Genomic DNA, 25,987 nt, shown 5'->3' with positions numbered 1-25,987 from the left:
TGCGGGCGGCGAACTCGATGCCCTCGCGACAGCGCCCCTCCTCGCTCAGGAAGTGCAGCGACATGCCGAACAGCAGGGCGTAGAGCAACGTCGGGCCCCCATAATGATCGGCAATGAAGGTGGTCGCCAAGGCAATGGTGATACACACCAGCAAGCCGCGACCAATGGCACGATAGCCGCTAAGTCGCCGAAGCAGCTGAGATCGCCATGCGGAAGTCGACGTCATGAAGCTGTGTGGTTTCATCTTTCGCTCTCCTGGCCCCGTCCCCGGGGCGAGCGTCCCCGGGTTCGGCAAGAGCCGAACCGAGCGAAGGGCTGTTCAAAGGAACGGGGAAGAGTGGGGTGTGGGGTTGGGCATGAAGGCCCGATCGGATTGGCGGGGACCGCTCTCAGCGACCGCCGGCCGCCTCGACAACCTGTTCGGCCAGGACCTGGACGGTATCCACGACAGGGACAGGGACATCGAGGGCATCCCCGATCACCGACAACTCGGTGCAGGCCAGCACCAGCACGTCGGCGCCGCGTTCCTGGAGCTCATCGGCGGCTTTGGTGAAGGCCGCGAGCGTGTCGGGATGCCGCCCCTGGCCCCGCTTGACGGCACGAATCACCTCGAGAACCGATGCCTCGTCCTCGGGATACACCAGGGACAGGCCGCGCGATTCGACAAACCCTTCGTACAGGCCAATCTTGCGCAGTGCCGGGGAGCAGAGCATGCCCACTTTCGCCTTCGGGATACGATCGGCAATGCTGTCCAGCGTGCGCTCGACGATGTGCCAGACCGGGATGTCGACGGCATCCTGGGCGTACTGCCAGTAATAGTGAGCGGTGTTGCAAGGCATCACCAGGAAGGCGGCACCGGCGTGCTCGAGGCGACGCGCCATCTCGGCAATTGCCGGCCCCGGGTTCTCGCCGTCACCCTCGATCAGCGCCTTGATGCGCGAGGGCACCTTGGGATTGTTGTCCACCAGCAGGTGGACATGATCGATATCATCCTCGGCGGGGGTGGCGTCGATGACCCGCTGCATGAAGGTCACGGTGGCGTCGGGCCCCATGCCCCCCAGCACCCCGACAATGGTATGCCGATCAGCAGGTGAAGCTTCAACATCGTGGTCGTGAATCGTCATCGGTTGCCTATCCATTCGTTGTCAGAAGCCAAGCACTGTGGGTAGCCACAGGGAGATCTGGGGGAAGAACGCCAGCACAAGGTCGATCACCACCATGGACCCGACCAGCGGAATGGCGCGCATCGAGATGCGCTCGATGGACACGTTGGCGATGCTGGAACTGATGAACATGTTCTCCCCCAGGGGCGGCGTGGAAAAGCCGATGCCGAGGCTGACCACCAGGACGATGCCGAAGTGGATCGGATCGACGCCCAGCTCCACCATCACGGGCAGGAGCACGGGAGTGACGATCATGATGGTGGCCAGGATCTCGATGAACATGCCCACGATCAGCAGAAAGCCGATCACCAGTACCCAGACCAGCCACAGGCTGCCGGTGATCTGCAGGATGCCCTGGGCGATCATGGCCGGGATGTGATTCTCGACCAGGATGCGACCGAAGGCGGTGGCGGTGAACATGATGATGAGCACGCGCCCGGTCAGCCAGGTCGTACTCTGGAAGGCCTCGTTGAGCCCTCGCAGCGACGACTCCTTGTGGATGAAGACACCCACGAAGAGGGCATAGAAGATGGAAACCACCGCGGCTTCCGTGGGCGTGAACATCCCGGAATAGATGCCGCCCAGGATCACCACTGGCGCCATGATCGACCAGAACCCATCCTTCAGGACCTTGACGATTCGCTTGCGGTCATAGCCGGTGCTTTCGGTCTGGTAACCGTTGCGCTTCGCGGTGATGTAGTTGGCCACGATCAGGCCTGCGCCGAGCAGGATGCCCGGAAACACACCCGCCATGAACAGTGCCGAGATGGATTCGTTGGCGGTGACCCCATAGATCACCAGCGGCATGCTGGGGGGAATGACCACGCCGAGCCCCCCGGCCGTGGCGGTGATCGCCGCGGGATAGCTCTTGCCATATCCCCGCTCGATCATCGCCGGAATCACCAGCATCCCGACCGCGGCCGTGGTCGCGGGGCCGGAGCCGGAAATGGCGCCGAAGAACATGCAGGCCATCACCGCGGCCGCCCCCAGGCCGCCGGCGGCAGGCCCCGCCAGTTCCTCGGCGATATGGATCAGACGACGGGCGATGCCCGCATCCCCCATCAATGCGCCGGCCAGGATGAACGAAGGCAGCGCCATGAGAGGGAATGAATTGATGGCGGAAAAGGCCAGCTCGATGAGCGAGCTGAGATCGTCACCGTTGAGGACGTAGACCGCCATGGAGGCGACCCCGAGGGCCACCACTATAGGCGCGCCAAAGAATAGCAACGCGCCGAACATGGAAAACAGTACCGTTGCGGCCATGGTGCTTACCCCTTGCCTTTGGAGGAGGAATTCCCGGTGGCGTTGGAATCCCCATCGGTGATCTTGCTCACTTCCTGCTGCTCCACGTCGCCGGGCTCGATGCCCTTGACCAGCTTCAGGTACTGGACCTGCAGGACACGAAAGGCCATCAGCACGAAGGCAATGGGAAAGACGAAGTAGACATAAGCCAGGGACCAGCCCAGGGCGGGGGAGTCATACGGAAATTCCAGCAACAGCCCGATCAGGTCCAGGCTTTTCCACGCCAGGACCAGGCAGAACCCTACCCAGATCAGGTCGACCAGCAGCAGCAAGGTATCGGCGATGCGCTTCGGCATCAGGTTGATGTGTGTCTGCAACCGGTTATGGGCACTCAGGTGCGCTGCGTGAGCGGCCCCCAGGAAGACGAACCAGATGAAGGCATAGCGAGCCAACTCCTCGATCCATGCCATACCGATCCCCAGCGTCACCCGCATGACCACCTGAACGAACAACAGCACGACGAACACACCGAGCAGGAAGCGGCAGGCGTAGTCTTCGATATGATTGAGCAGCTTTGCTAACACGAAAGCCTCCTTCCCCAGTGGGAGAACGTGGAGGGAACCGGGCCGAGCGACGCTGGGCCGCCCGGCCCGATCTCACTCAGTGGCCCAGTGCCGTCTGCATTTCCTCGAAGGCTTCCTGACCGCCGATTTCGTCATAGAATTCCGGCCAGACCTCTTCCTTGGCAATGCGAACCCACTCCTCTTCGTCTTCCAGCGTCGAGACCTCGACACCTTCCGCTTCCATGCCGGCACGCGCCTTGGAGGCTTCGGTCAGCTGGAACTGCAGCGCATACAGCTGGGCTTCGAGCCCGGCCCGATCGATGATCGCGCGCTCTTCGTCACTCAGCTTCTCGTAGGTTCTCATCCCCATCACGATCGGCTGGAGGGAGTACTGGTAGTGCACCTCGGTGAGGTAGTCCTGTACCTCGTGGAACTTCATCGTGTAGTTGACGATGTAGGGATTGTCCTGCCCGTCGATCACGCCCTGCTGCAGGCCGGTGAACACTTCGGGCCAGGACATGCTGATCGGGCTGGCCCCCCAGGCCTCGTAGGTGGCCAGCATCAGCTCGTTCTGCGGCACCCGGACCTTGAGGCCTTCGATATCCTCCAGGGTGGTCACGGGGCGCTGGGAGTTGGTGAGATAGCGGAAGTTGGAGTACAGCCAGCTGACGATATGCACGCCGGCTTCTTCTTCGGCGATGGCATTCCAGCGATCCGCCAGCGTCCCGGTGGTGGCCTTGACCGCATCGGCGTGGCTGCGGATCGCGTAGGGCATGGTCAGGGCGCCGAGACGCGGTGCGTAGGGCGTCAGGTTACCCACGCCGATCAGGGCGAAGTCGAGCTTGCCGATGCGGGTATCCTGGATCATCCCTGTCTCGGAGCCGAGCTGGCCGCCGGGAAACAGCTCCACCTGCATCTCGCCGTCGGAGAGTTCCTCGACCAGCTCTTCGAAGCGTTGTGCCAGTGCGCCCTGGTCGGAATCCATCGGATCACCCATGCCGACCTTGAAGGTCTCTGCCTGAGCCGCCTGCGCGGTCAGGGTGGCAAGGATGGCGGAGGTCACAAGAGTTTTCTTGAACATTGTTGTCACTCCAAGTTGCAGAGGGTTGTTGCTACACGTTTGGGGTCGTGTCGGTTGCCTGGTCCATGGCGTCGCCCATCAGCTGGACGATGTCGTCGCAGTCCTGTTCATCAAAGGTCAAGGGCAGTCGCAGATCGCATAGCGTGGCCAGGATGCGATCGGCGTTCGGCAGCGGACGGGTAGAGGTCAGGTAGCCCCAGCTGTCGTAGCGGCTCGTGTAGTCCTCGGGCTGCGCCTTGCCGTACCACTTGAGAGGAATGCCGCGCGCCTCGCAGCCGGAGATGAACCGCGCGAGCTGATCGCGGGTCAGGGACGGCAGCCGGAACTGAAGCGAACTGCCCACGAAATCCTCTTTGTCAGGCCGGGGAATCGTCTGGACGAGGGCCCTCTCGGCCAGCCCCGCTTCCAGGCGGCGATAGAGGGCATTCCAGCGTTCCTTGCGCGACTCGAGCTCGGCCAGCTGCGGGCGCAGCAGCGCCGCGCGCAGGTTGTCCATCCGTCCGCTCATGTTGGGGGTCACCAGCCGAGTCTCGCGAAACGTCTCGGGGGCCGGTGCCGCAAGGTGACGGTCATAGAGCATGTAGGAGCCGGACATGATCACCGCGCGGCGCATCACCTCGGGGTCTTGCGTGCTCAGCAAGCCGCCCTCTCCCGAGTTGAGATGCTTGTAGGTCTGGGTGCTGAAGCAGCCCACCTTGCCGAAGGTGCCGCTCGGTCTGCCGTCGAAGGTAGCGCCCATGGTATGAGCGCAGTCCTCGATCAAGGTGATGCCCTGGGCCTCGCATACGGACACGATGGCCTCCATGTCACCAATATGGCCGCGCATGTGCGACAGCACGAAGAAGCGTGCCCCCGATTCGCGTGCCGCGGCGGCGAGGTCATCGGGATCGACGGTGGTATCTTCGAGGATGTCCACCAGCACGGCCTCGCCGCCCGCCGCATGGATGCTGCCCGGCACCGGCGACAGCGTGAAGGCGTTGCACAGCACCGCATCCCCGTGCTCGAGCCCGCAGGCGCGCAGCGCCAGCTGAAGCGCATACCCCCCGGAGGCGCAGGCCAGCACGAAGGGGACCCCGAGACTGTCGGCGAACTCCTGCTCCAGTAACGCAGTCTCCCCCTTCTCGCCCTCGACCAGGTTGTAGCGATGGAGCCGACCGGTGCGCATGACCGCCACCGCGGCCTCGATCGCGGCCTCGGAGATCGGCTCCTGCTGGGTAAAGGATTTCGCGAAACGGCGCATGGGACCTACCTCAATAGCGCTGCTGGTGATGAACGGGGAAATCCCACTGCTCATCGGGAAAGTACTTGGTCAGGCGCCAATCGCAGGCGCGGGCATGACCTTCCATCCCTTCGGTGCGCGAAATGCGCGATCCCACGGCGCTGAAGGTGCGATTTGCCTGTTCACTCAGCTGCTGGGTGGTCAGCACCTTCAGGAACTTGTGCACGTTCAGGCCACCGCTATAACGGCCGGCGCGCTTGGTCGGCAGGATGTGGTTGGTGCCCGAGCACTTGTCGCCGTGGGTCACGGTGCTGCCCTCGCCGAGGAACAACGAGCCGTAGTTGCTCAGGTGCTCCTTCCACCAGTCGAGCTCCTCGCACAGCACCTGCAGGTGCTCGCAGGCGTAACGATCACTGATCTCGACGATCTCCTCGCGGCTGTCACCCAGGATCACCTCGCCGTGATCGCGCCAGGCGGCATGGATCACCTCGGCATTGGGCATGTCATCGGCGACCTTGGGCACCAGCTCGATGACCCTGCGCCCCAGGGCCTCGCTGGTGGTGAAGAGCCACACCGGTGAGTTGGTGCCGTGCTCGGCCTGGGAGACCAGGTCGACGGCAATGGTCATGGGATCCGCCGAGTCATCGGCGATGACCGCCGACTCCGTCGGTCCGGCAAAGACGTCGATGCCGACCTCGCCGAACAGCAGACGCTTCGCCTCGGCCACATAGGCGTTGCCCGGCCCCACCAGAATGTCGGCCTCACGACCGCCAAAGAGACCGAAGGCCATGCTCGCCATGGCGTGAACGCCGCCCATCTCGAGGATCACGTCGGCGCCGGCGACATCGAGGGCGTAGACCACGGCCGGGTTGATGCTGTCACCGCGGGGCGGTGAGCAAGCCACCACATGGGGTACTCCCGCCGCCTTGGCCGTCGCCACGCTCATCAGGGCCGAGGCCGCATGCGCATAGCGCCCTCCCGGGATATAGCACCCGGCACAGCCGACCGGCAGCACCCGTTGCCCCAGGAGCACGCCTGGCTCGGTTTCGATCTCGAAGGACGTGAGGCTATCGCGCTGCGCCTCGGCGAAGCGGCGGACCTGGCGATGCGCAAAGTCGATGTCGTCCTTGACCGACTGGGGCACGCTGTCGATGAGTCGCTGGCGCTTCTCGTCGCTGAGGACGAAATCGGCAGTCCAGCCATCGAACTTCTCGGCGTACTCGCGCACGGCCTGTTCGCCACGTTCACGGATATCGTCGAGCATTTGCTTCACCGCAGTGGTGACGCGGTGGTCTTCGGCAGCGACGCCCGCGGCGCCCTCCGCCGACTTGAGATGTCGAATTGTCATTGTGGTCTCCGCCATGGAGCTAACGTACTGGAGCGACTTTGGATCCCCCCAGGGAACGTACCCTGGGGGCTGGACCACCTGGCAGTCAGAGCGCCAGGATCAAGCCTGGTAGTCGGAAAAGCCGAAGGCGTCGGGATAACCAAAGAGGGCGACACTGCCGCCGGTATGCAGGAACACGACGTTCTCGCCTTCCTTGAAATGGCCCTGGCGGATCAGGTCGATCAGGCCGGCCATACCTTTCCCAGAGTAGACGGGGTCGAGCAGGATGCCCTCGTGGCGCGCCAGCAGCGTCACGGCTTCGACCATGCTCTCGGTCGGGATGCCATAGCCCTCGCCGACATAGTCACAGTTGGCGACCACCTGCTCTCGGGCCACGACACCGGAGAGTCCGAGCTTGGCTTCCGTCTTCTGCGCCAGCGCGAAGACGTTGGCCTCCTGCTTGTCCTTGGGGGCGCGGACACCGACACCCAGCACCGGAATGCCGGCATTGCAGGCGGCCAGTCCTGTCACCAGGCCGGCCTGGGTGCCGGCACTACCGGTGGCATGCACCAGGTGATCCACCTGCAGGCCCATGTCGTTGACCTGTGCCAGCAACTCCAGGGCAGCATTGACGTAGCCCAGGGCGCCGATCTCGTTGGAACCGCCGCCGGGAATGATGTAGGGCGTCTTGCCCTCCCCCTTCAGCTGCTCGGCCAGGGCCTCCATTTCGGCCGCCATGTCGGCGCCGCCGGGCCGCTTGCTGACGGTGGCGCCGTGCAGCTGGTCCAGGAAGACGTTGCCGTTGTAGTTGTAGGCGGGATCGTCGCTGCCCGTGCGGTCCTCGAGCAGGATGTGGCACTCCAGCCCCAGCTTGCAGGCCGCCGCCACGGTCTGGCGGGCATGGTTCGACTGGGTCGCCCCCTGGGTGATGATGGTGTCGGCGCCCTTCTCCAGTGCATCGGCCATCAGGAACTCGAGTTTGCGGGTCTTGTTGCCGCCCGTGGACAGTCCCGTGCAGTCGTCGCGCTTGATCCACAGGCGCGGGCCGCCCAGCAGCCGGCTCAGGTTGTCCATGGGCTCCAGCGGCGTCGGCAGGTGGCCGAGTCGAACACGGGGAAAGCGAGAAAGGTGCATACGAGCCTCCAGGCGAGTAATTTTTTGCATAAGCGTGCTCTCGTGATGACCATCGCCAAAATGACGGTGAACCAGAGTTCGCCAACGACGGGTCTGACATCAAGCTAATCCCTATGACTTTGCCTGGACCAATGCCAAGATACTCAGGCGCGGTTACTTTTTTGCATACGACGCCAGAATCACTACACCTGTTCACGAGCCCGGCAAATTGCCATGAAAATTGAGTGGATTGAGGATTTTCTTGCTTTGATCGACGCGGGGACATTTTCGCAGGCTGCCGAGCTGCGGCATGTCACCCAGCCGGCGTTCTCGCGCCGGATACGCCAGCTGGAAGATTGGCTGGGGGTCGAGCTGATCGACCGCAGCTCCGCTCGGCTGTCGCTCACCGCGCATGCACAGGCCTATGAAGCCCCGCTACGGGACTGGCTGGCGCGGCTCTATGCCATGCGCGGTCGCATACGCGCCGATGCCATGCATGGCCCCCGGGCGATATTGACCACCCAGCACACCCTGACCGTCAGCTACCTGCCCAGGCTTCTCCGCTACTTCCGCCACCGCGCCCCGGAGGCTCGACTGCAAGTGAGCTCCTCCGATCGCAGTGACTGCATCCGCGGCTTCCAGCGCGGTGAGGCGGACTTGCTGCTGTGCAGTGAACTGGAGGGCACGCCCCTGTTCACGGATCGTGCCGAGATAGAGCGTGTGCCACTGGGAACGGAGCAATTGATCCCCGTCTGCGCCGCAGACCGGCTGGGACAGCCGGTATTCGATCTGGCGCGCGAGACCCGCCTGCCGCTGATCGGCTACGATGCCGGCAGCTTCCTGGGAGGGATCCTGGCCACTCCTTACCAGCTCAACCTTCAGCGCCGGTACGATGTCGAGCTGGTCTGCGAGACCGCCTTCACGATCGGCATTCGGGAGCTGTCCCTGGCAGGACTGGGGATCGGCTGGCTGCCCCATGGCCTGATCGAGGAAGACCTGGAGGCAGGCAAGCTGGTGTCCCTGGTGGAATCACTGGGGGGGCCCAACATGGTCGTTGCGTGTTACCGGCAAGCCGGAGACGGTGCCACCACGGCGGATACGCTATGGCAGCTGATCAATGATCGCCCCCCGACCGTCTAGGGCAGAACGGGAGCTCGATTCGAGGCGCTACCCGGCACAGGCGACAGGGATGCACATGGGGGAATCCCGATACGGGAACGGCCGCCGCTAACCGATTCACGTCCGGGCGAGTCATGCCTCCGCCGGATGGGCCACCACGCGATCCCGCCCCTGGCGCTTGGCCGCATAGCTGGCGGCGTCGGCACGCCCGATCACCTCGGCGATGCGCTGGTCGGTCTCCGCGAGGCTGGCCACGCCGAGGCTCAGGGTGACCCGGTACTCCTGCCCCTGGTGACTGACGGCCACCTCGCGCACCGCGTCGCGCAGCGACTCGGCAATCCTGGACGCCTGGGCGTGGGTGCAGCTGGGCAGCAGGACGGCGAACTCGTCGCCCCCCTGGCGCGCCACATAGTCGCTGCGCCGCACCTCCCAGGACACCACCTGAGCGATGCGGCGCAGCATCTCGTCGCCCAGGGCATGCCCCCCTTCGTCATTGATCGGCTTGAAGTGATCCAGGTCGAAGAGGATCAACGACGAGGGCGTGCCGGTCTTGCGGCAGTCGGCCAGGGTTTCCTCGAGGCGACGCTCGAAACCGCGACGGTTGAGCAGGCCGGTCAGCGGGTCGTGTTCGGCCTCCCACTGGCGCAGCGCCTCTTCTTCGCGGCGCTCGGTAATATCCTTCACCGTGCCGACGAAGCCGAGGGTCTCCCCATCGATCGCCACCCGGCTGGCATGGACCTCCAGCCACAGCAGGTCGCCCCCCTTGCGGTAGTAGCGGAACTGCTGGAGGAAGTCCTCACCGCTCGCCATGCTGTATTGCCACAGGTCCAGGGCGGACTGGCGGTCGTCGGGATGGATATGCCCCAGCCACACATGCTGACGCTGATGTGCCTGGTCATAACCGGTCAGCTCGACCAGGGCCGCGTTCATGAAGGCGATATGGCCCGCCGTGTCGGTCACGAACATGCCCACCGGCGACGAGGCCAGGATGGCATCGAGGAAGGCCTGGCGATCCCTGAGCTGTGCCAGGGCCTTGCCACGTTCCACCTCGACCCGATTGAAGGTATCGGCGACCTGGCGCAGCTCCTGCATCCCGGTGGACAGCGCCACTCGATGTCGCCGGCCTTGCCCGACGGCCTCGATCTGGCGCTCGAGCTGGAAGAGGGGACGCAGCGCGAGCCACAGCAGCCAGCTCATCAACGGCAGCATCAGGGCCGTGACCAGCAGGACCCTCCAGCCCAGGTGCTCCAGCCAGCGCTGGAGGGGAGCCATCACCTGGCCCTGGGGCAAGGCGACGCCGACGACCCAGTCGGCGGGCCAGATCTGGCGGTAGGCCTGGTAGGCATCACCCCCGGACAGCACCGGCCCCTGCCCCTCCCCTTCCCAGCCATCCAGCGCCAGCTCCAGCCAGGGATTGAACGCCGCATCCGGGACGGCAGAAAAGATGCGGTCCCGGTCAGGATGGAAGAGGAAGGTGCCGGAGGCGCTCATCACCGCCGCGAAGCCCTCCTGCCCCAATCGCAGCCGGTCCAGCCGCTCGAACAGACCGCCGCCACGCAACCTGAGGACCCCACCCACGAGCCCCTCGAAGCGCCCTGCCCGGTCGAGCCGCGGCACCGCGAACAGCACCAGGGGCGCCCCACTGGCCTTGCCGCGAATGGGCTCGCTGACATGGGGGCGCTTGAAGGCACGCACATGACGGAAATAGTCACGATCGGCGATCGCGACGCCCTGGAACCGACGGCGATCGGGCCAGGCGGCCTGGATGTCGCCCACGGCATCGGCCACCAGCAGGCCGTCGAACCATTCCAGCAGGGCATCGTTGCCCCGCAGCTCGTCGCCGAGGCGGGCTCCGCCTTGATCCTGCTGTGACTGCAGGCGCTCGGCCAGTCGCTGCAGGGCCTGAAGGCGCGACTCGACCTGGCCCGTCAGCTCATCGGCGATCAGGCGCGCCTCGTAACGCAGGTGGGCCCGGTTGGACGCCTCGAGCAGTGACTCCCCCGACTGCCAGCCGAACCCCAGCAGCAGGGCCAGGACCACCAGCCAGGTCATGGCCAGTCCCGTCAGCAGGCGGCCCTTCAGTGAAAGCAGCGTCTTCACGTAGGTGGAAGGGTGTAGGGTCACGCGTCACCTTGGAGCCAGGGGAGTGTGACGAATCTATCAGTCATTGCTGATCCTAACATTCAAGTGTCGTGATCAATTGACCGAATAGCCAGGTTTGATGCGCGCATCTAGCGGGGCGAGGCGATAACGTCGTTGGCCATGGCGAAACACCTACACGATGGGTCGCAGTTCCCTGACACTCTCCCCCACCGCAGCCGGGAGGCGCCCGGCGGACCCTGGAGTGAAAGGCGGGGCGTAACGCGCCCTGACGAGACTGCGCTCCCGGCCCTGTCGAGCCGACTGGCCGGTCTGGCCCATTCTCCATTCGATCGCCGGCTCATTCTTTTGTCGTAATTGGATATCTTACGTTTGTCATCCTTTGCCGACACGGCTAGTTTCTTACGTTGACGTAAACGTCATCAGGTAATCATAACAACTTCATGCCTTGGCCAACGCAGGGCCTCTCAGGCACAACAACAAGGAACGGCAAGTGATCAAGCACAACAAGATCAAGCAAATCGCACTGTCTACTACCGGCGCACTGGCCTTGGCCGTGTCGGGCGCCTCCCATGCCGTCGACCTCTCGCCCATCGACGGCGTCACGGTCTCGATCGGCGGCTACACGAAGCTCGACATGATCTACAACGTCAATGAAGACCTCGGCGACGCCATGAACATCAGCGCGGTGAATACCGGCGCCGACGAGGACAGCGAGGTCGAGGGCAGCACCCGCTTCCATGCCCGCCAGACCCGCTTCTGGCTCAACACCTCCAGCGAGATCCAGGGCAGCGAGCTCAAGACCCGCGTCGAGGCCGACTTCTTCTCGGGCAACCCCGACTCCGGCTTCAACGAGGTCGTCAGCAATTCCACCCAGCTGCGCCTGCGCCATGCCTACGGCTCCTGGAACGGCATCCTGGCCGGCCAGACCTGGTCGAACTTCATGCCGCTGGTCGCCCTGCCGCCGACCCTGGACTTCAATGGCCCGGCCGGCTACATCTTCAACCGCCAGGCGCAGCTGCGCTACTCGACAGGGGGCTTCTCCATCGCCCTGGAGAACCCGGAATCCGCCATTGCCGGCACCTCCGACGATAATGATCCGCTGCCCGACCTCACGGCCAAGTACCAGAGCAGTGCCGGCCCCCTGTCCTACTCCCTGTCGGGTGTCGTCACCCAGCTCGAGACCGACGACGGCACCAGCGACGACTCCGAGACCGGCTATGGCGTCATGCTCGCCGCCTCGACCAAGCTCGGCGGCGCCAGGATCGGCGGCAATCTCGGCTACACCGACGGCGCCAACCGCTACCTCTTCAACTCGGCCGCGCCCTTCCAGAACGGCTATGTCGACGCCACCGGTAGCATCGAGACCGTCGCTCAGATGGATGCCATGGGCTTCGTCGACGTGCCGCTCTCCGGCAAGCTCAATGGTCTGCTCGCCGTGGGCTACAGCGGCGGCGACGCCGATGACGAGGCGGCCGCCCAGGCCGCGGGCTTCCGGGACAGCACCATGAGCGTGCATGCCAACCTGCGCTACCAGGCATCCAAGCGCATCATGTACGGCATCGAGTACCAGCATGCCCGCGCCGACGAGTACGACGGTACCGACGGCGATGCCAACCGCGTGCAGGTCAGCGCCCAGTACACCTTCTGACCCGGGAAGACGGCAACGCCCGACCTCCCGCGATCATTGCGACAGCACCCCGCAGACCACGCTTCGACCCTCGATCCTTGCCCCGGCCCGCCGCCGGGGCTTTTTCATGCAACCCCACGCCGGCACTGGCCTATTGTCGAAGCGCAAGGGCAGGAGGCCGCAGTGCGCCGCCAGGCCAGGGGCATTCTCGCGCCGAACTGACGAAGATCAGCAGCAGCCAGCGGGACTCTCTGCTATACCTCGAATACGTCTCTGCTAAACCAGCTGTAAGGAATGCGATGGCGGAGGCACTAAGCGAACAAGACCTGACGGCAGGTCCCACGTTCAACCCACCGACCGAGAGGTGCCTCATGAACATCAAGTCTCTGACTGCCGGCTTCCTGGCCATGCTGATGATGGGTGGTGCCGCCTATGCCATGGACTCCGAAGCCATCGAGAAACACATGGAGGAGATCAACCAGAAGGCCGACGCCGCCGCCGATCAGGATCGCGTCGAGGCCCTGGAGCAACAGGTCCAGGACCTGCAGGAGCTGATCCAGATGATGCTGGAGGAAGAGCAGGCCAGCTGAGCCGGCCTTGCTGGCAGACCATCAAGGGGGCCCGCGCAAGCGGGCCCCGCTTCTTTTCGGCGGCGCCTGCCGGTTAGCGGCGCCGCTCGACCCGGAGCTCGTAGTTGTTGACCCCGGAGTGGGCCGAGCCGAACTTCTGGCCCTGGACGCGGATCCGGTAGCGGCCCGGCGACAGCATGGTCTCGAGGTCCACGTCGCCATCGAAGCCCTGGCCGGCCCCCTCGGCCACGACCCGGCCGGAGGCGTCCAGCACCTCGAGGGCGATGCGGTAGGTGTCCTCGTAGCCGGTCGGGTAGGTGGAGGTGGTGATCGCCACGCTGCCCTGCTCGGCCATCTCGAAGGTCAGCACCTCGCCCCGGGCACGGATCTTCACGTCGGTGACGATGGTCTCGTAGCCCTGGCGTGAGGCGGGCTCGCCGACCGGCTCGGCCTCGCCTCCCTCGCGGGATGCCTGGGTGGCGGCGGCAGCGGCGCCGCTCGTCGCGGCCGAGACACCAGCGGCGCCGGCGGTGCCGGGCTCGGAGGTCGAGGCAGTGGCGGCCGCTTCGCCGGCATCCGCGGCCGTCTCCGCCGAGCCGCCCAGGGTCGCCACGGCCTCATCGCCCTTCACGAACACCGAGCGGGCGCCCTCGCGCTTGTCGCCGGTGAAGAAGATGCCCTCGCCGTCGCTGACCCCCTCCGCCAGGCGTTGCCCCTGCTCGTCCAGCCCCACGATATTGATGGAATAGCCGTCCCCGGCCCGGCCGCGGGTGCCGAAGCGCTGGGCCTCGACGCGCAGCACATAGTCACCGGGCGCGAGGCGCTGGCGCAGCGCCAGGCCGCCGTTCTGCCCCAGCGCCTCGCTGCGGGCGATCACCTGGCCCTGGGCATCCTCGAGCACGGCGGCGATGCGATAGTCCTCGGAGTAGCCGGCGGTGACCCGACTCTCGAAGAGGTAGGTTCCCGCCTCGGTCACCGAAAAGTCGTGGGCGTTGGCGCCGCCGAACAGGAAACTGCGGCTGTGGGCATCGGTCTCGGCCTGGAAGAAGCCGGTCAGGTCGAGCTGACGCCCCTCCTCGCGGAATCGCTCCTCCATCACGCTGTCGGCGGCGACCGGCGTGGCCGCCAGGCTCAGCGCCAGCAGGCCGGCCGTCACTATCGGCTGTTTCATGGAACCTCGCTTGCGTTCGTTCATGCCCAATGAAAAAAGCCGATCCCGGGGGATCGGCTTTCGTTGTTCTACCCTTGTCGCAGGATACACCCGCGACCGGACTTAGAACAGGTAGGTCACACCCACGGCGCCGCCGTCACCTTCGTCGTCATTGCGATCGTAGAAGGCCAGCTCGGCCCAGGTGTACATGGCGTCGGAGATGTTGTAGGTGGCACCGACGATGACTTCGTTGTAGCTCTCGTCGTTGTCCTCGTTCGGGAAGTCGCCGCTGGTGAAGGCGTCGTCGGCGGTGTCGGTGAAGTCATCACCACCCACGTCGACGTACTGGTAGGCGGCGTAGATGTCGCCCATGCCGTAGCCGTAGCGGGCGCCCAGGCCGTAGAAGTTGACGTCGTCGAAGTTCTCGTTATCGGCTTCGAAGCGCTCGAGCTTCAGGGCCACGCGCAGGGTGTTCCAGGTGTACTGGCCGGTGATGCCGTACTGGTCGCCGGCATCAAAATCTTCGCCGGTGCTGGCGACAGTGGCGTCGTAGATGCCCAGGTCGTCATAGGTCGCGGCGATGGAGAAGGCGCCGACGGTGTACTTGGCGCCACCGAAGAAGGACGCACGGCTCTCGACGTCAACCAGGCCGCTGGTCTCTTCGGCTTCACCCTTGTACTGGGTACCCACGGCGAACTGCAGGCCGGAGAAGGACGGAGAGGTGTAGGTCACCTTGTCGCCTTCGCGGTCGCCGGTGCCGTAGAAGTCAACGATCTCGCTGTTGGAGTCGGTGACGTCGAAGAACTCGTTGTTGGTGATCGGGTCCTGGATCCAGTCGTCGATCAGCGGATCGTAGGAGCCGAGACGCACGTCACCGAAGTTGCCCTTCAGGCCGACATAGGCCTGGTCGCCGGAGTCGCGACCCGCGACCTTGATCTCGTCGGCCTTGAAGTCGTCGAACTCGAGCTTCAGGTAGCCGGTCAGGCCGTCGTAGATGACGTGCTCGGCGGCGAAGCCGAAGGTGGAGCCGTTGTCGGCAATCTCGTCGGCATCGTCGTTGTCGCCGGCGCCGGTGTCGACGTTGTAGTAGGCGATCTGGATGTTGCCGTACAGGTCGAGCTTGGTGCCGTCCTGGTTATAGACAGTGGCGGCCTGGGCGCCGGAGGCAGCCATGGCACCGGCGATGGCAGTCGCTAACAGTGTCTTTTTCATTGCGATAATCCTTATGACTAGCTTGCTGTTTCGATCGTTGCTGCCTGCTCTTTGGTGAGTCAGTGCAGATGGCATGCCGGTCTTGGTGCCGGTTCTCGTTGCTGCCCTGTCCCTCACGGGAGGTGGCAGTCAGCGAGCCAGACCTCGGCAACGCCTAGTTATAGTCCAATGCTCGCACGAGGAACTCTATACCGTGATTCGCGGGAGCGCAACAAGAAAAAAACACTGTTTTCCTTCGTCACATTCCCCGCTGGCGGCGATTTCCCCTGCGATGACGGCCAGGGCGCCCTCCCGGCGGACCTACCGCCGCTACCGGGCCAGGATATGGCGCGACACCGGGCCCGAGGCCCTCTGTCGTCACCACAGACCAAAACGCATGGTAGCGATGAGCGGGTTCATCATGCCCCGCTGATATGACGCTTTCAAGTCAGCAGACGCTGAAAAGCCTGTCCGGCTGTCAACGTTCGCCAGGCGCCCGCGTCAGCGGGCGTTATGGCGGGCCAGCAGCTCGCCCAGCTTGCGCTGCAGGCGGCTGTCGTCCGGCTCGTCGGTAGCCGGGGCGGTGGGGGCTGGCGGGGCGGGCTCGGGACGCGCCGCGGGCTCGGCGGCGGCGCCGGAGGCCTGGGTCTCCTGGCGGGCCCGGGAGCGCCGCTTGGTCGCACGGGGCTTGCCGGGCTTGCCCTTGGGCGGGCGGTCGGCCTGGAGGCGCTCGAGCTTCTTGTGGGCGTGCTCGGCGGCGCCGGCATCGACCTGGCCGGCCGGGTGGCCGGCGAGGTCGATGCGCTCGGCCCCTTCGCGGACCGACTTGAGGTAGCGAGGCAGGTTGACGTAACAGGCCAGGGCACGCCGCACCAGCTTCTCCGGCCAGGGCTCCAGGGCGGCCAGGTCCTCGTGGATGCCGACCTTGAGGGGGCGCGTATGGCCCTTGAAGAAGGCGGCGTCATAGCGCCGATACCATTGCCTCAGCAGGGCCTGGGGAGACGGCGCCTCGCCGATGGGCAGGTCGGCCTGGGGCGTCGCCGCGGGGGCGCCGACGTCCGTGGCCGCGGCTTCGGCGGGCGGTGTCGGGGCATCGGGGGTATCGTGATGCTCGTCGGACGACGCCGGGGAAGCACGATGATGGCCGATGAGCGCGGAGAGGCCCCGGGCCTGGCGGCCCGGGCGCTGGAAGACCGGGGCCGGTGCGCCGCTGGCCAGGCGTTCCTGCAGGCGGTGATTGTGGCCTTCCAGCTCGCGGTTCTGCTCGTCGAGCTCGCGGTTCTCTTCCTCCAACTCGAGCCGGGCGGCCTCCGTGTCGGCCAGGCGCCGCTCGAGCGCTTCCAGCCGGCTCGCCAGGGCCTGGCGCTGCGCCGCCTCCTCGCGCACCTCGGCCGCCAGCTGCGCATTGTGCGCCTCGAGGCTGACGCGGCGCTGCTCCAGCTCGGTCAGCCGGGAGCGCAGCGCGTCCTGTTGAACGCGGCTATCACGCAGCGCGCCCAGCAGCGCATCGGCGCGACCCTCGAGCGCCGCCATCAGGCGAAATGGACGTTCCTCGATCAACTCCTGATCCTCCAAGTGCACCTTGCCGAAGGGCGGCGACAGCGGCCAGGGAGGGGCCCATGGCGCCGCGCCACCAACCGTCAGTCTGTGTCACGACGCGGTGTCTGGCAAACCTCGCCGGCGATACTGCACGAAGTCATAGGTCGGCTGGCCCTCGGCAGGCGTGCCCGGGACGCGCTGGCATTCCTGCCATTCATCCTTGGCGAGTTCGGGAAACCGCGCGTCGCCTTCCACCTCGACCGCCACCTCGGTGAGGTAGAGACGGCTGGCGTAGGGCAGGGCCTGGGCATAGATCTGCCCCCCGCCCATCACCATGATCTCGTCGACGCCGTCGATGGTTGCCTGCTGATCGGCCAGGGCGAGGGCGGAGGCCAGGTCGTGGCAGACCCGCACCCCCTCGGGCTGGAAATCGGGATCGCGGGTCACCACGATGTTGAGCCGGCCCGGGAGCGGGCGCCCGATGGACTGATAGGTCTTGCGTCCCATGACCAGGGGCTTGGCCTGGGTCATGCGCTTGAAGAACTTGAGGTCCTCCGGCAGGTACCAGGGCAGCTGGTTGTCGACGCCGATGACACGGTTGGCGGACATGGCCGCGATCATCGCCACGGGGATCAGGGTCTCATCGCTCATACGGCGACCTCCGCCTTGATGTGGGGATGGGGATCGTAGCCCTCGATGGCGATGTGCTCGAAGCGGAAGGCGAAGAGATCCTCGACCGTCGAGTCGAGCACCAGGCGCGGCGCGGCCCGGGGCGTGCGCGACAGCTGCTCCTCGGCCTGCTCCAGGTGATTCAGATAGAGGTGCGCGTCGCCCAGGGTGTGCACGAAGTCGCCGGGCTCGAGCCCCGCCACCTGGGCGATCATTCGCGTCAGCAGCGCGTAGCTGGCGATGTTGAAGGGCACCCCGAGGAAGATGTCGGCGCTGCGCTGGTAGAGCTGGCAGGACAGGCGCCCCTCGGCCACGTAGAACTGGAACAGGCAGTGACAGGGCGGCAGGGCCATCTCGTCCACCAGCGCCGGGTTCCAGGCCGAGACGATCAGCCGCCGCGAGCGGGGATTGGTGCGCAGCTGCTCGAGCAGGCCCGCGATCTGGTCCACATGGCCGCCGCCGGGGGCCGGCCAGCTGCGCCACTGGTAGCCATAGACCGGCCCCAGGTCGCCGTTCTCGTCGGCCCACTCGTCCCAGATGCGCACGCCATTGGCCTTGAGGTAGGCGATGTTGGTGTCACCGGCCAGGAACCACAGCAGCTCGTGGATGATCGAGCGCAGGTGGAGCTTCTTGGTGGTGACCAGCGGGAAGCCCCGGGAGAGATCGAACCGCATCTGGTGGCCGAACAGCGAGCGGGTGCCGACACCGGTGCGGTCGTCACGCTCCACGCCGTGCTCGAGCACGGCGCGCATGAGGTCGAGATAGGGTTGCTCCAGCGCCGGCTGGGATTCATCGATGGGCATGATCGGGCTGAGCCTGGGTCACGGGTGAATGGGCGCGCCAGTCTAACATGCCCCGCCCGTCAGGGGGCGTCGGCGTCGACCGGCTGGCGGCGGGACCAGGCAATCAGCGCCAGCCCGGCGGCGATCATCGGCAGCGTCAGCAGCATGCCCATGGTCAGCCAGTCGAAGGCGATGAAGCCGAGCTGGGGATCCGGGCGGCGGACGAATTCCACGGCAAAGCGAAAGACGCCGTAGAGGGTCAGGAAGAGTCCCGAGACCAGCCCCCGGCGGCGCGGCCGGGACGAGACCCACCACAGCACCACGAACAGCACCACGCCCTCGAGCAGGGCCTCGTAGAGCGACGAGGGGTGGCGCGGCTCCGGCCCCAGGCCGGGAAACACCAGTCCCCAGGACACGTCGGTGACCCGCCCCGGCAGCTCGTGGTTGATGAAGTTGCCGATCCGCCCGGCCCCCAGGCCGATCGGCACCAGGGGCGCGACGAAGTCGGTGAGGGTGAAGAAGGCCAGGCGCTTCTTGCGGGCGAAGTACAGGGCGGCCAGCAGCACGCCGACCAGGCCGCCATGAAAGCTCATGCCTCCGTCCCAGACGCGGAAGATCCACAGCGGATCGTCCAGCCACTGCGCCATGCCGTAGAAGAGCGCATAGCCCAGGCGGCCGCCCAGGACCACCCCGAGGGCGGCATAGAAGAGCAGATCCCCCACGTCGTCGCCGGTCAGGCCGATGCGCGGGGCGCGCCGCCGGCCCAGGAACCAGGCGGCGAGAAAGCCGATGACGTACATCAGGCCATACCAGTGAACCTGGAGGGGGCCGAGAGAGATGGCCACGGGGTCGATGGTCGGATAGGTCAGCATAGCAAGTCCCGAGAAGGTGATGCCGCTAGCGGCAAGGGAGTAGAGTCAGAACAGGAAAGTGAGCCCCACCCCGGCCAGCAGGACGGCAAAGGCCAGGCGCAGCACCCGGGCCGGGAGGTGGTGGGCCAGGCGCACGCCCAGGCGCGCGCAGGGCACGCTGGTGATCACGATGCCGAGGAAGGCCGGCCACATCACGTAGCCCAGCGCCCCCGGAGGCAGGTTCGGCTCGCCCCAGCCCACCACGATGAAGGTCAGGGCGCCGAACAGGGCGATGGGCAGGCCGCAGGCCGATGACGTGCCTACCGCCTGGGTCATCGTGGCCCCGCAACGGGTCAGCCAGGGCACGCTGAGGGTGCCGCCACCGATGCCGAACAGCGCCGAGACACCGCCGATCACCGCACCGGCCACTCCCATGGTGCCGCGCCCCGGCTGCAGGCCGCCGGGCCTCGGGCCGCGCCCCAGCGCCATCCGGGCGGCGACCAGCAGGATGAAGACTCCGAACAACAGGCCGAGCAGCCCGCCGGAGAGGCCCCCGGCGACGAACACCCCGGCGACGGCGCCGAGCATCAATCCCGGCAACAGGGCCAGGAACCAGTCTCGCCGGACACTCCCTCGGCGATAGTGCCCCCAGGCGGAGGAAGCGCCGGTGACGACGATGGTCGCCAGCGAGGTCCCGACGGCCAGGTGCATGCTGACCTCGGGAATCACGCCCTGCAGGCCGAAGGCCATCACCAGTGCCGGCACGATGATCAGCCCGCCGCCGATGCCGAAGAGCCCCGCCAGAGTGCCGGCCACCCCGCCCAGCAGCAGATAGCCGAGCAGCAGCGTCCCGCCGCTCACGCCCCCTTCCCCTGGTTCAGGGCACCAGGCAGCCAGTGCTTGACCATCTCGAGCAGGTCCTGGGGACGGTAGGGCTTGGCCAGGTAGTCATCCATCCCGGCCGCCCGGAAGCGGCGCCGGTCGGCGTCCCCGGCATTGGCGGTGAGGGCCACCACCACGCTGCGCGGGCGATCCGGGTAGTCGACCTCGCGGGACCGCCAGGTGCGGCAGGTCTCCACCCCATCCATGTCGGCCATGTAGATGTCCATGAACACCAGGTCATAGGCCTGCTTGTTCAGGCAGGTCAGGGCATCGGCCCCGCTGGTGGCGGTCGACACCTGCAGCCCCTGACGCTCCAGGACCTGCTGGGCGAGCATCAGGTTCACTGGGCCATCGTCGACGATCAGCACCCGCCCGTGGGACGCCGGCTGGCTGCCGGACACCGGGGCGCCTCCCAGGTTCTCGAGCAGTACCGCGGTATCGGCCAGGCGCTCGTGGAGCCCCTGGACCGCCGCCCGCTCGGCCTCGCTGGCATCGCGCCGGAACAGGTCGCTGGCCAGGACGTCGCCGACCGACGTCATCAGCGGGGTCAGCACCTGCTGCAGATGGTGCAGGTAGTCGGACTTCAGCCGGGACTCCTCGCGCGCCCGCTCGCGCCCGGTGGCCAGGCGCGCCAGGCGGCCACGCTGGGCCTCGAGATCATCGGCGAGGCGACGCTCGGCCCCGCGCCGGGCATCCAGCTCGGAGCGCCAGCGATCGACCTGGCCCTCGAGGAGCCTGGCCAGGACGTCCAGCCGCTCGACCAGTGTGGCACGGGGGTCGCCGAGACGCTCGGCCGCGTCGGGCGCCTCCCCCGCCTCGGCGTCGAGGGTTCGCGCCACGCGGCCCAGGGCCGCCTCGACCCGCTGCTCCCTGGCGCGCAGGCGCTGCTTCAGCAGGGTGAGGAACACCGCCACGTTGAGGCTGCTGCCCACCAGCAGCGCCAGCAGCAGAAAGAACGTGGCGCTCCAGGAGGCCTGCGACGGCACCAGCCACCAGCCGCTCAGGCCGACGACCAGGCACAGCGCAACCAGCGCCGCCTGTGCCATGAGGACCGGCCAGAGAATCGGCCAGACCAGCCTTGACCAGTAAAGCTCCTTGGGCGTCTCGACTCGCATTGTCATCCCTGTGCCGGGTCGATCATGAGTCAGGGAGTGTACGCCGCGGGAGGGGGCGCTGTCATGGCGGGCCCTTTTCTCGGGCCCGGGGGCAGGCTACGCTGGCGGCCATGTGCCTGATCGCCTTCGACCACCGACCCGGCGGGGGCATCCCGCTGCGCCTGGTCGCCAACCGTGACGAGTTCCATGCCCGCCCGTCGGCGGCGCTGGCCCCCTGGGACGACGCTCCCGGGATCGTGGGCGGCCGCGACCTGGAGGCCGGCGGCACCTGGCTGGCCGTGCATCGCCGCGGTCGCATCGCCGCGGTCACCAACGTGCGCGATCCCGGCCTGGGCGTGCCCAGCGACGCCCCCAGTCGCGGCGCGCTAGTGCGCGAGGCCCTGCAGTGCCCGGACCTGCCGACCTGGCTGGCACGCCTCGCCGACGGCGAGGCCCGAGCCTATGCCGGCTTCAACCTGCTTGTCGGGGATGGCCGGCGCCTCTGGCACCTGCACCGCGGGCGAGACCGCGTCGTATTGAGCCGGGTGTCCACCGGCCTGCACGGCCTGTCCAACGCCGACCTGGACACTCCCTGGCCGAAGCTGATCCAGGCCCGCCAGGGACTGGCCGCCAGCCTGCATCACGGCCGCTTTCCCGAGGATGCCCTGCGGGAGCTCGCTGACGCCCACCCCGCCGATGACCGTCAGCTGCCCGACACCGGAATCGGCCTGGAGCTGGAGCGCCGCCTCTCGGCCGCCTTCATTCGCGGCGAGGACTACGGCACCCGGGCCAGCACCTGGCTGACCTGGCATGCCGACGGGCACCTGGCGATCGGCGAGCGACGTTTCGGCCCCCTGGGGACCTGCCTCGGCGAGAACCTCATCGAGCTGCACACCCCGCCCCCGGCCTGATCCCGGAACTCGCTCAGTCGTCCTTGGGCGGCAACAGGTGGCGAAGCTGCCACTCCCCCATGCAGGCCTCGAGGTGGCGCCCCACCGCCGCCGGGGACTCGAGCTTCAGGGTCTGCTCCACCAGCTCCCGGGCCGCCGCCTGGGAGACGCGACGGATGGCCGCTCGCACCTTGGGCAGGCTGGGCGCGTTCATCGACAGGGCATCGAAGCCCATGCCCATCAGCAGCAGCGCCCCGGCGGGGTCACCGGCCAGCTCGCCGCACACCGAAGTCGGCATCCCCAGCGCCCGCGCCTCGCTGGCGAGGCGCGCCATGGCCGAGAGTACGGCGGGATGACAGGCATCATAGAGCTGCGACACCCGCGGGTTGTTGCGGTCCACCGCCAGCAGGTACTGGGTGAGGTCGTTGCTGCCCACCGAGAAGAAGTCCACCCGCTGCGACAGCGCCTCCAGCTGGTAGAGCGTCGCCGGCACCTCGAGCATCACGCCCACCCGGGGGCGCGACACCTCGATGCCGTCCTCGCCCAGCTCGCGAATGGCGCGATCGAGCAGGCGCAGGGCGTCGTCGACCTCGTCGACGTTGGTGACCATGGGCAGCAGCACCTGGAGGTTGTCGAGGCCCTGGGAGGCGCGCAGCATGGCCCGCAGCTGCACCATCAGCACCTCGGGATGGTCCAGGGTCACGCGGATGCCCCGCCAGCCGAGAAAGGGGTTGGCCTCCTCGATGGGGAAGTAGGGCAGGTCCTTGTCGCCGCCGATATCCAGGGTTCGCATCACCACCGGCAGGGGCGCGAAGCCCTCGAGCTGCTCGCGGTACAGCCGGGTCTGCTCCTGCTCGCCGGGGAAGCGCTCGGTGATCATGAAGGGCACTTCGGTGCGATACAGGCCGACGCCCCCGATCCGCGACTTGAGCGAGGCCACCGCGTCCACCGCCAGGCCGGTATTGACCATCAGCGGCATGTCATGGCCGTCGGGCGTGCGGCTGGGCAGGTCCTGCTCGTGCTCGAGGACCTCGGCCAGTGCGCACTCCTCGTCGATCAGGCTCTGGTAGTGGCTCTCGAGCTCCTCCCCGGGCCGCACGAAGAGCCGGCCGCGATGGCCGTCCAGCACCACCCGGGCGCCGTTGAGCCGGGGCAGCGGCAGGTCGACCATGCCCAGCACGGTGGGAATGCCCATGGCCCGGGCCACGATGGCCACGTGGGAGGTGCTGGAGCCACGCACCGAGACCAGCCCGGCGAGGCGCTCACGGGGCACCTCGCCGAGCATGGCCACGCTGATCTCGTCGCCCACCAGGATGGTGCTCTCGGGATAGACGCTGGGCCGCGACGACGCCTCCTCCTGGAGGTGGGCCAGCACCCGCCGCCCCAGGTCGCGGACATCGGCGGCCCGCTCGCGCAGGTAGTTGTCATCCACCCGCTCCAGGTACTGGACGTGGCGACGCACCACGTCGGCCAGGGCCCCGGGGGCCCACTGGCCCTCGCGGATGCGCTTGACCACCTCCTGGGACAGCGCCGCCTCGCCGAGCATCTGCTGGTAGACATCGAACAGTGCCAGCTCCTGGGCGGAGATGCGGTTGGCCAGGCGCTCGCCGGCCGAGCGGATCTCGTCGCGGACCCGGCCGATGGCCTCCTTTAGGCGGGCCACCTCGTAGTCCTCGTCGGTGGGGATCAGGTCCGGCACGCTGTCCAGGTCCGCCGGCGGGGCGATCACCACCGCCTCGCCGATGGCCATGCCCGGCGAGGCCGCCACCCCGGTAAAGGTCACCTGCCCGCCGGGCAGGGTCGGCCGGGTCAGGTTGCCGGTGGCCAGGGCATGGGCCAGCACGCCGGCCAGCTGGGCGGCCATGGTGACCAGGAAGGCCTCGTCGGACTCGTCGTAGCGGCGCTTCGCGGACTGCTGGACCACCAGCACGCCGAGCATGCGGCGCTGGTGGATGATCGGTACGCCCAGGAAGCTCGAATAGCGTTCCTCGCCGGTCGCCTCGAAGTAGCGAAAGCGCGGATGCGACTGGGCGTTCTCGAGGTTGATCGGTTCCTCGCGCTGGGCCACCAGCCCCACCAGCCCCTCCCCCACCGGCAAGGCCACGTGGCCGACCGCCTGGGTGCGCAGGCCGATGGTTTCCATCAACATCAGCTGATTGAGTTCGGGATCGAAGAGGTAGAAGGAACACACGTCGGTGCGCATGGCCTTGCGAATGCGGCGCACCATGGTCGAGAGGGCCGCGTCCAGATTGCGGGCCCCGTTGACCTCCAGGATGATGCGTCGCAACACCTCGAGCATCGGCGTCTTGCTGTCCATTATTGTTAGCCTCGCTGAGGGTGTCGCCGGAGGAGCCGTCCCCCGACACGTCTCGGGGCGTCAGCCATGCCCCAGGGCCAAGCGCTGCGCCCTCGGCGACAGTTCGCGCAAGGCGCGGCGATAGACCTCACGCTTGAAGGGCACCACCTGGCCAAGGGGATACCAGTAGCTGACCCAGCGCCAGCCATCGAACTCCGGCTTGGCCGGACCGCCATCCATGCAGATCCGGGTCTCGCCACAGCGGATCCTGAGCAGGAACCATTTCTGTTTCTGACCGATACACACCGGCCGGGAGTGTGTTCGTACCATGCGTCGCGGCAGGCGATAACGCAACCAGCCCCGGGTACAGGCAAGCACCTCGACGTCCTCGGCCGTCAGGCCGATTTCCTCGTGCAATTCGCGAAACAGTGCCTGTTGCGGTGTCTCGTTCGCCTTGATGCCTCCCTGGGGAAACTGCCACGCATTCTGCCCAACCCGACGCGCCCAAAGCAGCTGCCCCTGGTCGTTGGCGATGATGATGCCAACATTGGGGCGAAAGCCGTCAGCGTCGATCACGGACTTCACCTTATGAATCCAGTATTGGATTCATTCTTCCACAAGGCCGTGAAACGTATCAATACGCCGTTGGCGCCAGGCTCGAAGCCCTGGCGGGCTTCTGCCATAATCGCGGCCTCGATGCCACTCCCATGACCAAGAGAAATGCCGTGAGCCTTGCCATCTTCGACCTGGACAACACCCTGCTCTCGATCGACAGCGACCATGCCTGGGGCGAGTTCCTGCTCGAGCAGGGCGCCGTGGACCCGGTGGCCTACAAGGCAGCCAACGACCGCTTCATGGCGGACTACGAAGCCGGCACCCTCGACATGGCCGAGTTCCTGGCCGTGGCACTGAGGCCGCTGGCCGAGAATTCACCGAAGCAGCTGGCCGCCTGGCATCAGCAGTTCATGGCCAGCAAGATCGAGCCGAACATCCTGCCCCAGGGCGAGGAGCTGATCGCCCGCCATCGCGCCCGGGGGGATACCCTGCTGATCATCACCGCCACCAACCGCTTCATCACCGGCCCCATCGCCGAACGCCTGGGGGTGGACGAGCTGATCGCCGTGGAGCCGGAGATGGTCGAGGGCCGCTATACCGGCCGGGTCAGCGGCGTGCCCAGCTACCGGGAGGGCAAGGTCACCCGCCTCGAGCAATGGCTCGACGGTCGCGAGCTGACGCTGGCCGATGCCTGGTTCTACAGCGACTCCCACAACGACCTGCCGCTGCTCGAGCGGGTCGACCATCCGGTCGCGGTGGACCCGGACGCGTCCCTGCGCGAGGCCGCCGAGACCCGGGGCTGGCGCATCATCAGCCTGCGCGACTGACCCGGGCTGTGCCCGGATCAGAGGGGTAAGCCCGAAGCGGGAAGAACGGCGCTTCGCGCCTGGAAGAGAACAGCATAGAAAACCCCGCAACGGCCATGCCGTGCGGGGTTTTCTTCAAGCTTCAAGCTTACCGCT

General features: G+C 66.7%; 23 protein-coding genes and 1 pseudogene. 5 read left to right on the top strand and 19 right to left on the bottom strand.

Annotated features, from left to right (window positions below):
- The 8 genes and pseudogenes from EKG36_RS01900 to cuyA all read right to left on the bottom strand — a co-directional run.
- Positions 1-244, bottom strand: a pseudogene (locus tag EKG36_RS01900) (hypothetical protein); the annotation flags it as partial.
- A gap of 145 nt (positions 245-389) precedes the next feature.
- Positions 390-1,124 (bottom strand): cysteate racemase, encoded by a 735-nt coding sequence (cuyB, locus tag EKG36_RS01895; RefSeq protein ID WP_126480412.1) that lies wholly within the window; start codon positions 1,122-1,124, stop codon positions 390-392.
- 21 nt (positions 1,125-1,145) lie between these two features.
- Positions 1,146-2,426 carry a TRAP transporter large permease gene (locus EKG36_RS01890; protein ID WP_126480410.1) on the bottom strand — a complete coding sequence of 427 codons (1,281 nt, stop codon included), beginning with the start codon at positions 2,424-2,426 and terminating at the stop codon, positions 1,146-1,148.
- A gap of 5 nt (positions 2,427-2,431) precedes the next feature.
- A complete protein-coding gene (locus EKG36_RS01885; protein ID WP_126480408.1) occupies positions 2,432-2,989 on the bottom strand; it encodes a TRAP transporter small permease in 558 nt (185 codons plus the stop codon).
- A gap of 76 nt (positions 2,990-3,065) precedes the next feature.
- Positions 3,066-4,049, bottom strand: coding sequence for a TRAP transporter substrate-binding protein (locus tag EKG36_RS01880; protein ID WP_126480406.1), 984 nt, complete (start codon positions 4,047-4,049; stop codon positions 3,066-3,068).
- Between the two features lie 31 nt (positions 4,050-4,080).
- Positions 4,081-5,289 carry a DegT/DnrJ/EryC1/StrS family aminotransferase gene (locus tag EKG36_RS01875; RefSeq protein ID WP_126480404.1) on the bottom strand — a complete coding sequence of 403 codons (1,209 nt, stop codon included), beginning with the start codon at positions 5,287-5,289 and terminating at the stop codon, positions 4,081-4,083.
- Positions 5,290-5,299: 10 nt separating this feature from the next.
- Positions 5,300-6,616 (bottom strand): histidinol dehydrogenase, encoded by a 1,317-nt coding sequence (gene hisD, locus EKG36_RS01870; RefSeq protein ID WP_185827450.1) that lies wholly within the window; start codon positions 6,614-6,616, stop codon positions 5,300-5,302.
- A 99-nt stretch (positions 6,617-6,715) separates the two neighbouring features.
- Positions 6,716-7,729 carry a D-cysteate sulfo-lyase gene (gene cuyA, locus EKG36_RS01865; protein ID WP_126480402.1) on the bottom strand — a complete coding sequence of 338 codons (1,014 nt, stop codon included), beginning with the start codon at positions 7,727-7,729 and terminating at the stop codon, positions 6,716-6,718.
- 213 nt (positions 7,730-7,942) lie between these two features.
- On the opposite strand from cuyA, the gene EKG36_RS01860 reads away from it, so the two are divergent.
- Positions 7,943-8,848, top strand: coding sequence for a LysR family transcriptional regulator (locus EKG36_RS01860; RefSeq protein ID WP_126480400.1), 906 nt, complete (start codon positions 7,943-7,945; stop codon positions 8,846-8,848).
- A gap of 111 nt (positions 8,849-8,959) precedes the next feature.
- Here EKG36_RS01860 and EKG36_RS01855 read toward each other — a convergent pair whose 3' ends face one another.
- Positions 8,960-10,951: a sensor domain-containing diguanylate cyclase gene (locus EKG36_RS01855; RefSeq protein WP_342774413.1), complete on the bottom strand. Its 1,992-nt coding sequence runs from the start codon at positions 10,949-10,951 to the stop codon at positions 8,960-8,962.
- 469 nt (positions 10,952-11,420) lie between these two features.
- On the opposite strand from EKG36_RS01855, the gene EKG36_RS01850 reads away from it, so the two are divergent.
- On the top strand, positions 11,421-12,578 hold the full coding sequence (locus EKG36_RS01850) for a DcaP family trimeric outer membrane transporter (protein WP_126480398.1): 1,158 nt from the start codon (positions 11,421-11,423) through the stop codon (positions 12,576-12,578).
- 350 nt (positions 12,579-12,928) lie between these two features.
- Positions 12,929-13,147, top strand: coding sequence for a hypothetical protein (locus EKG36_RS01845; protein WP_126480396.1), 219 nt, complete (start codon positions 12,929-12,931; stop codon positions 13,145-13,147).
- A 73-nt stretch (positions 13,148-13,220) separates the two neighbouring features.
- Here the strand turns inward: EKG36_RS01845 and EKG36_RS01840 are convergent, their stop codons facing one another.
- The 8 genes from EKG36_RS01840 to EKG36_RS01805 form a co-directional block, all read right to left on the bottom strand.
- The gene (locus tag EKG36_RS01840; protein WP_126480395.1) at positions 13,221-14,297 is read right to left on the bottom strand and encodes a hypothetical protein; all 1,077 of its coding nucleotides are present in this window, start codon (positions 14,295-14,297) and stop codon (positions 13,221-13,223) included.
- Between the two features lie 102 nt (positions 14,298-14,399).
- Positions 14,400-15,488: a porin gene (locus EKG36_RS01835; protein WP_126480393.1), complete on the bottom strand. Its 1,089-nt coding sequence runs from the start codon at positions 15,486-15,488 to the stop codon at positions 14,400-14,402.
- Between the two features lie 480 nt (positions 15,489-15,968).
- Positions 15,969-17,027: a ProQ/FINO family protein gene (locus tag EKG36_RS01830; RefSeq protein ID WP_126480390.1), complete on the bottom strand. Its 1,059-nt coding sequence runs from the start codon at positions 17,025-17,027 to the stop codon at positions 15,969-15,971.
- Positions 17,028-17,117: 90 nt separating this feature from the next.
- Entirely contained in the window at positions 17,118-17,657 is a 540-nt protein-coding gene (locus EKG36_RS01825; protein ID WP_126480389.1) for a dihydrofolate reductase, read from the bottom strand.
- Positions 17,654-18,478: a thymidylate synthase gene (locus EKG36_RS01820; protein ID WP_126480387.1), complete on the bottom strand. Its 825-nt coding sequence runs from the start codon at positions 18,476-18,478 to the stop codon at positions 17,654-17,656. Before EKG36_RS01820 ends, EKG36_RS01825 begins: the two co-directional genes overlap by 4 nt.
- Positions 18,479-18,537: 59 nt before the next feature.
- On the bottom strand, positions 18,538-19,329 hold the full coding sequence (gene lgt, locus EKG36_RS01815) for a prolipoprotein diacylglyceryl transferase (protein ID WP_126480385.1): 792 nt from the start codon (positions 19,327-19,329) through the stop codon (positions 18,538-18,540).
- A gap of 45 nt (positions 19,330-19,374) precedes the next feature.
- Positions 19,375-20,169: a sulfite exporter TauE/SafE family protein gene (locus tag EKG36_RS01810; protein ID WP_126480383.1), complete on the bottom strand. Its 795-nt coding sequence runs from the start codon at positions 20,167-20,169 to the stop codon at positions 19,375-19,377.
- Positions 20,166-21,305 carry a response regulator gene (locus EKG36_RS01805; RefSeq protein ID WP_185827449.1) on the bottom strand — a complete coding sequence of 380 codons (1,140 nt, stop codon included), beginning with the start codon at positions 21,303-21,305 and terminating at the stop codon, positions 20,166-20,168. Before EKG36_RS01805 ends, EKG36_RS01810 begins: the two co-directional genes overlap by 4 nt.
- A gap of 110 nt (positions 21,306-21,415) precedes the next feature.
- Between EKG36_RS01805 and EKG36_RS01800 the strand changes: the two genes are divergently transcribed.
- Positions 21,416-22,195 carry an NRDE family protein gene (locus EKG36_RS01800; RefSeq protein ID WP_126480379.1) on the top strand — a complete coding sequence of 260 codons (780 nt, stop codon included), beginning with the start codon at positions 21,416-21,418 and terminating at the stop codon, positions 22,193-22,195.
- A gap of 13 nt (positions 22,196-22,208) precedes the next feature.
- Here EKG36_RS01800 and ptsP read toward each other — a convergent pair whose 3' ends face one another.
- A complete protein-coding gene (ptsP, locus tag EKG36_RS01795; protein ID WP_126480480.1) occupies positions 22,209-24,473 on the bottom strand; it encodes a phosphoenolpyruvate--protein phosphotransferase in 2,265 nt (754 codons plus the stop codon).
- A 78-nt stretch (positions 24,474-24,551) separates the two neighbouring features.
- The gene (locus tag EKG36_RS01790; RefSeq protein WP_126480377.1) at positions 24,552-25,046 is read right to left on the bottom strand and encodes an RNA pyrophosphohydrolase; all 495 of its coding nucleotides are present in this window, start codon (positions 25,044-25,046) and stop codon (positions 24,552-24,554) included.
- Between the two features lie 149 nt (positions 25,047-25,195).
- On the opposite strand from EKG36_RS01790, the gene EKG36_RS01785 reads away from it, so the two are divergent.
- Positions 25,196-25,852, top strand: coding sequence for a histidinol-phosphatase (locus EKG36_RS01785; RefSeq protein WP_126480375.1), 657 nt, complete (start codon positions 25,196-25,198; stop codon positions 25,850-25,852).
- Positions 25,853-25,987: the final 135 nt, after the last annotated feature.

It is taken from the genome of Halomonas nitroreducens (assembly GCF_003966155.1).
In the GTDB taxonomy this organism is placed as follows: Bacteria; Pseudomonadota; Gammaproteobacteria; order Pseudomonadales; family Halomonadaceae; genus Halomonas; species Halomonas nitroreducens.
This window is presented reverse-complemented; position numbering and strand designations above follow the sequence as displayed.

What these genes read in the sequence shown, in the direction of transcription:
- EKG36_RS01875 (WP_126480404.1), bottom strand. Translation starts at nt 5,289, where the DNA reads ATGCGCCGTTTCGCGAAATCCTTTACCCAGCAGGAGCCGATCTCCGAG.
- cuyA (WP_126480402.1), bottom strand. Translation starts at nt 7,729, where the DNA reads ATGCACCTTTCTCGCTTTCCCCGTGTTCGACTCGGCCACCTGCCGACG.
- EKG36_RS01840 (WP_126480395.1), bottom strand. Translation starts at nt 14,297, where the DNA reads ATGAAACAGCCGATAGTGACGGCCGGCCTGCTGGCGCTGAGCCTGGCG.
- EKG36_RS01825 (WP_126480389.1), bottom strand. Translation starts at nt 17,657, where the DNA reads ATGAGCGATGAGACCCTGATCCCCGTGGCGATGATCGCGGCCATGTCC.
- cuyB (WP_126480412.1), bottom strand. Translation starts at nt 1,124, where the DNA reads ATGACGATTCACGACCACGATGTTGAAGCTTCACCTGCTGATCGGCAT.
- hisD (WP_185827450.1), bottom strand. Translation starts at nt 6,616, where the DNA reads ATGACAATTCGACATCTCAAGTCGGCGGAGGGCGCCGCGGGCGTCGCT.
- EKG36_RS01835 (WP_126480393.1), bottom strand. Translation starts at nt 15,488, where the DNA reads ATGAAAAAGACACTGTTAGCGACTGCCATCGCCGGTGCCATGGCTGCC.
- EKG36_RS01860 (WP_126480400.1), top strand. Translation starts at nt 7,943, where the DNA reads ATGAAAATTGAGTGGATTGAGGATTTTCTTGCTTTGATCGACGCGGGG.
- EKG36_RS01845 (WP_126480396.1), top strand. Translation starts at nt 12,929, where the DNA reads ATGAACATCAAGTCTCTGACTGCCGGCTTCCTGGCCATGCTGATGATG.
- EKG36_RS01805 (WP_185827449.1), bottom strand. Translation starts at nt 21,305, where the DNA reads ATGCGAGTCGAGACGCCCAAGGAGCTTTACTGGTCAAGGCTGGTCTGG.
- EKG36_RS01800 (WP_126480379.1), top strand. Translation starts at nt 21,416, where the DNA reads ATGTGCCTGATCGCCTTCGACCACCGACCCGGCGGGGGCATCCCGCTG.
- EKG36_RS01820 (WP_126480387.1), bottom strand. Translation starts at nt 18,478, where the DNA reads ATGCCCATCGATGAATCCCAGCCGGCGCTGGAGCAACCCTATCTCGAC.
- EKG36_RS01890 (WP_126480410.1), bottom strand. Translation starts at nt 2,426, where the DNA reads ATGGCCGCAACGGTACTGTTTTCCATGTTCGGCGCGTTGCTATTCTTT.
- EKG36_RS01880 (WP_126480406.1), bottom strand. Translation starts at nt 4,049, where the DNA reads ATGTTCAAGAAAACTCTTGTGACCTCCGCCATCCTTGCCACCCTGACC.
- lgt (WP_126480385.1), bottom strand. Translation starts at nt 19,329, where the DNA reads ATGCTGACCTATCCGACCATCGACCCCGTGGCCATCTCTCTCGGCCCC.
- ptsP (WP_126480480.1), bottom strand. Translation starts at nt 24,473, where the DNA reads ATGCTCGAGGTGTTGCGACGCATCATCCTGGAGGTCAACGGGGCCCGC.